This window comes from Rhodococcus sp. CX, from assembly GCF_015865005.1.
Taxonomy (GTDB): Bacteria; Actinomycetota; Actinomycetes; order Mycobacteriales; family Mycobacteriaceae; genus Rhodococcus.
Map to the genome: position 1 here is coordinate 55,503 of NZ_JADZGH010000224.1, position 5,328 is coordinate 60,830.

6 protein-coding genes are annotated in these 5,328 nt (G+C 68.3%); 1 reads left to right on the forward strand and 5 read right to left on the reverse strand.

Features of this window, described 5'->3' with window-relative positions; all coding sequences use genetic code 11:
* The 4 genes from I0Q12_RS25020 to I0Q12_RS25035 form a co-directional block, all read right to left on the reverse strand.
* Positions 1 to 442, reverse strand: a 442-nt coding sequence (locus I0Q12_RS25020; protein WP_197255750.1) for an MlaD family protein, incomplete at its 3' end; no start/stop codon positions are given.
* A gap of 2 nt (positions 443 to 444) precedes the next feature.
* On the reverse strand, positions 445 to 1,305 hold the full coding sequence (locus I0Q12_RS25025; RefSeq protein ID WP_197255752.1) for an ABC transporter permease: 861 nt from the start codon (positions 1,303 to 1,305) through the stop codon (positions 445 to 447).
* A complete protein-coding gene (locus I0Q12_RS25030; RefSeq protein ID WP_248674407.1) occupies positions 1,305 to 2,144 on the reverse strand; it encodes an ABC transporter permease in 840 nt (279 codons plus the stop codon). The genes I0Q12_RS25025 and I0Q12_RS25030 overlap by 1 nt, the downstream gene beginning before the upstream one ends.
* Before the next feature lie 310 nt (positions 2,145 to 2,454).
* Positions 2,455 to 3,624: a thiolase family protein gene (locus tag I0Q12_RS25035; protein ID WP_197255754.1), complete on the reverse strand. Its 1,170-nt coding sequence runs from the start codon at positions 3,622 to 3,624 to the stop codon at positions 2,455 to 2,457.
* 52 nt (positions 3,625 to 3,676) lie between these two features.
* On the opposite strand from I0Q12_RS25035, the gene I0Q12_RS25040 reads away from it, so the two are divergent.
* Positions 3,677 to 4,216 carry a Zn-ribbon domain-containing OB-fold protein gene (locus I0Q12_RS25040; RefSeq protein ID WP_197255762.1) on the forward strand — a complete coding sequence of 180 codons (540 nt, stop codon included), beginning with the start codon at positions 3,677 to 3,679 and terminating at the stop codon, positions 4,214 to 4,216.
* On the opposite strand, the gene I0Q12_RS25045 is transcribed toward I0Q12_RS25040, so the two are convergent.
* A partial coding sequence (locus tag I0Q12_RS25045; protein ID WP_231611381.1) for a phosphotransferase family protein occupies positions 4,123 to 5,328 on the reverse strand: 1,206 nt, incomplete at its 5' end. The genes I0Q12_RS25040 and I0Q12_RS25045 overlap by 94 nt on opposite strands.

Below are 5,328 nucleotides of genomic sequence, written 5' to 3' on the forward strand. Positions count from 1 at the left end.
CGGTCGGCCGGCTCGTGTCGGCGGGGATCACCGCACCGTCGGTGAGCGGGGCCCCGGCACCGTTGTCGACCAGCTGGACCGACGAAACCGCGAACACGTTGCTCGGGACCACCCGCGCGGTCACGGTGTCGGGAATGCCCTGCGCATCATGGGGTTCGAGCAGAATCGACACCTCGTTCGGCCGGCCGTCGCGGCCCGGTTCGACGCCGGTGACGATACCGACGACGAGACCACGGAACTTCACGTCCGATTTCGCGGGGATACCGTCTCCGACGTCGGGAAGCAGTGCGGTGACGGCTACCCGGTCGTCGAGCGACCCCGTCGAGCGCAGCAGCAGGACGGCGACGACCGCCGCGATGACGACGAGACCGACGAGACCGCGGATCAGCAGAATGCGGTCGGTCGGCGCACCGGCCTCGGATTCCAGCGAGATCGTCCGCATCCTCAGCCCCCCAGCTTCGAACCGGCCGAGACTCCCCAGAAGGCCAGCGTGAGAAGCAGATTGACGATGATCATCACGCTGATCCCGGAGCGCATCGCACGTCCCACGGCCACCCCGACGCCCTGCGGGCCACCCCGGGCGTAATAGCCGTAATAGCACTGGATCGTGGAGGTGATGGTCACGAACACCACCACCTTGATCACCGAATACACGATGTCCGGTCCGGCCATGACCAGGTGAAAGTAGTGCTGGTAGGTGCCGATGGACACGCCGCCGGCGAGCGCGACGACCAGCTGCACGACGACGTAGGTGAGCACCAGGCAGCACACGAACAGCGGGATGACGGCGATCATCGACGCCAGCAGACGCGTGGTGACGAGGTACGGAATCGGTCTGATGGCCAGCGATTCCATGGCGTCGATCTCCTCCGAGATGCGCATGGCACCGAGCTGGGCCGTGAACCGACAGCCGGCCTGCGCCGCGAAGGCCAGCGCCGCCATGATCGGTGCGAGTTCGCGGGTCGCCGCGGTGGCGGAGACGAGCCCGGTCGCCTGGCCGAGACCGAGCAGGCGCAGCGCGTTGTAACCCTCGATCCCGACGATCGCCCCGGCGCTGGCACCGAGCACCAGGATGACGCCGGCCGTGCCACCGCCGACCACCAGGGACCCGTTCCCCCAGGTCACGTCGGACAGCAGGCGCAGGAACTCGCGGTGGTAGTGCCGGAGCATCGCAGGCAGACCTGCCACGGCGCGGCAGAAGAACGACAACAGGTGCCCGATCATCCGGATCGGTCGCGTGATCGCCCCGTACGCAACCGCGAGCGGGCGCACGCCCGGGGGGTGGTAGGCCGACGGCGATGCCATCAGAACGACGCCCTCGGGAACGCGATGACGTAGAGCTGGGTGAACAGCACGTTGACGACCATCAGCAACATGATCGACCCGACCACGGTGGAGTTCACCGAGTTCGCGACCCCCGCCGGACCACCGTGGGTCGACAGTCCCTTCTGGCATGCGACGGTCGCCACGATCGCACCGAACACGATCGCCTTGACCATCGTCAGCACCAAGTCGCCGACGGTCGCGAACGACGCGAACGTGGCGACGAAACTGCCCGGCGCACCGTCCTGGACGTAGACGTTGAACAGGTAACCGGCGAGGAAGCCGATGAAGGTGATCGTTCCGGTGAGCGCGGTGCCCACGACGACCGCGGCCGCCAGGCGCGGGACCACCAGCCGCCGGACGGGCGAGACACCCATCACCTTCATCGCGTCGACCTCCTCGCGGATGGTCCGAGATCCCAGATCGGCGCAGATCGCGGCACCGACGGTGGCGGCCATCATCAACGCGGTCACCAGCGGCGCGCCCTGTCGGATCACGGCGAGACCGCTCGCGGCACCGGCGAGGGAGGTGGCACCCACCTGCCCGGCGAGCAATCCGAACTGAATCGACAGGGTGACGCCGATCGGGATGGCGACGAAGAAGCTCGGCAACAGCGCGGTTTTCGCCATGAACACCGCTTCGCGGACGAAGTACTCGAAGGGGAACCGGCCACGCACGAGGTCCACGACGAGATACCGCATCGCCTCGATACCCAGCTTGATCTGTTCCCCGACGGTGACGAGCGACCGGCCGAGATGCCGGTCGAGGTATCCCCTCGACCAGTCGGTGATCTCGTCGACCGCACCCCCTGTCGTGTCCACGTGATCCCCTGCCCCGCCTGGAATCTCGTCTTCAGTCACCTCAACCCCGTCCGGTTGCGACGAACAGACATCCGATCAGCGATCCGCGCGATCCCCCACGCCTGTGCGGACCGTCGAGTCATTCATATAACCCAATTTACTGTATTGCTTCGGCCATGTTCCGCACTTTGGCCGAATCGACTCCACTCTGATCCGGCTCCCGCAGAAGGCACTCGTCCAGAGCACGGAGATGACGGTCGGCGTACCGAAGTTTCGGTACACCAACCACCATAAGTGGTGTTACCGAAGGACATTCGACTTCGACCGCCGGTCACCGCGTGAGGAGCATGCATCCGGCGATCGGTCCTCCCCCGACGGACACCGCCGCCACCTCGGGTGGACGGGGCACCTGCCGGTCCCCCGCCGTGCCGCGCAGTTGAGCACACGCCTCGTGCAGCACCCAGTAGCCGTGCATCCGCCCGGCGGACAGCTGACCCCCGTAGGTGTTGAGCGGTAGCGATCCGTCGCGCGCGATGCGGGTACCTCCGTCCACGAAGTCGCCACCGCCGCCCTCCGGGCACAGCCCCAGCGCTTCGAGCCAGGTGATCGTGAGAAACGTGAATCCGTCGTACAGTTCCGCGATGTCGACGTCGGCCCGGGTTAGTTCGGTCCGGCTCCACAGCCGCGCCGCGGCATCCGTGGCGGCCATCCGGGGATAGTCGGGCCGCTGGGTCCATCCCCCGGTTCCGGCGGCCCCGCCGATCGCTGCGATGCGGACCGGTGGGTGCGGCATGCCGGCGGCGTGATCGCGGTGGGAGACGACCACCGCGATCGACCCGTCGACGGGCACATCGCAGTCGAGCAGCCCGAACGGCGTCGAGACCGGCCGGGCCGCGAGATAATCGGCCATCGTGATCTCGTCCCGGAACACCGCCGAAGGATTGAGTGCCGCGTTGCGGCGCGCGTTGATCGCGACCCATCCCAGATGCTCTCGGGTCGTGCCGTACTCGTGCATGTGCCGACGGCAGTGGAGCGCCAGCCAATTGGCCGCGGAGAACGCGTTGGCCGCCAACAGGTACGACACATCGCCCATGGCCGGGCCCGGACCACGACGGGGCCGCCCACCGCCCTTCCCGCCACCGGACCGGCGCGGTCGATCGACCGTGCCTCCCATCATCTGCACGGTCCGATAGACGAGGACGTGCCGGGCCCGGCGCTCCCCGACCGCGACCGCGGCCTGCTGCACCGGGACGAGCAGCCCCGCATCACCGTCCAGTGCCGGAAGGTCCGGCGATTCGATGCCCAGAGCGCGGGCAGCCTCGGCCGCCGGAGTGTCCCCCAGTGTCAGGACCGTGTCGATGTCCGCGGGCGTCAGGCCTGCATCCGCGACCGCCGCCGATGCACTCTGCACGGTGAGATCGAGTCCCGGTGTGCCCGTTTTCCTTCCGATGTCGGAGATGCCGATCCCCGAGATGATCGCGTTCTGCTCAGGAAAGTGCATCGGAGCCTCCGTTCGGATGCGGCCGGGTGGGGGTCGCGGATACTGTGAAGCGATGCAGGAGCTCTCGACCCCGCAGGTCCGCCCGTATGTTCCGACGCCCACCTCCGTCGACCGGCCCTTCTGGACCGGCGGCGCCGATTCCGTTCTGCGCCTGCCGTTCTGCGAGAGCTGTGCGCGCTGGTTCTTTCCGCCGGCGGCCACCTGCCCGGACTGCAACGAGCCGGCGGGGATTCGCGACACGTCCGGCGCCGGGGTGGTCTACACGTTCACCGTCAACGTCCAACGGTTTCACCCCGAGGTGGCGGTCCCGTACGTGATCGCCCTCGTCGAACTCGACGACCAGGCCGGGCTTCGTATCCCCGCCGGCATCGTCGGGTGTCCGCCGGAGTCCGTGGAGATCGGCATGCCGGTGACCGTCGCGTTCGAGGAGGTCGCGGGGACGCATGAGGACAAGGACCGGGTGTACGTGCCCGTGTTCGCGCCCTCGACCCCCGGTGGTCACCAGCCCACCGACGGATCGCGGGTCGGGATCGGCTCCCCGTTGTCGACGGGTCCGGTCCCGTGGGTGATGGGTGGCCAGGTGCGGTCGTAGAGGGCGCCGGACGCGGTCCGCATCAGGTAGTCGTCCCGTTGGACGCCCTTCCACATCTGGGCGACGTAGTCCAGGACCGGGATTTCCCCGTCGATCGTCCGCCGGGCCAGAGCAGCACGCCCATCCTCGACGGAGGCCGGCATTTCGCCGAGCAACTTCGTCAGTTCCGCGATCTCGTCGCGGTCCAGCACCCCACCGACCCGGTCGCATTCCTTCAGGTACTTGACCAGCCGCGCCGCACCCTTGGTCCAGCGGGCGGCCAGCGGGTCACCGGCCTGTCCGGCCGCCGCGCGCAGCACCGCCAAGGTGGCGTCGAAGACGTGGCCGTTGCCGGGACCGTCCGGTTCCGGATGGAACTCGGTACGCTCCATGTCGATTCCCACCGCGTGACCGAGCGCCTCGATGAGCAGGCGCCGGTGCAGCATCCCGTAGATCAGGCTGTTGCCCGCGTCCGGGGAACCCACCGCGACGGAGCCCCGGCGGTCGTCGGCGCCGTCGTGGAAGGTCGCGAGCTTCGCCTCCGCCAGCAGCCGGTAGTACCAGATCTTCGGTTCGTCGATCCGGTGGCCGGACAGCGCCTCGTACTCCGCGAGCCGATCCGGGAAGCTGGTGAACGGGTCCTGCGCGGCCCGCAGCGACAGCCACGCGATGTCGTCCATCGGGTCACCGAAGTGGGCGAGTTCCCAGTCCACGATCGCGGTGACTCGGCCGTCGCGGTACATGAAGTTGCCGGGACCGGTGTCGCCCTGCACCAGCACCACCGGGCCGTCGTCGTCGGGCATGTTGCGTTCGAGCCAGTCGACACAGAACGACAGCAGCGGCATCGGGCCCTTCTTGCGAGCCATGCGCCGCCGGATCCCGGCGAGTTCGTCGGCGAGGTGCTCGCGGACCGATCGAACCGGCCTGAGCGAGTCGATCACCAGATTCCGGGGATCGATCCGGTGGATCGCGGCGAGATGACGGATGAAATCTCGCGCCACTGCCACCTGCTCGTCGGGGTCACCGATCAGATAGAACCAGGTCTCCCCGTCGACCCTCCGGAGGAGAACCGCCTGCAGGGTCGGGTGCACGGCGACCACGGCGGGCACGCACGCACCGGCGTCCGACAGCGC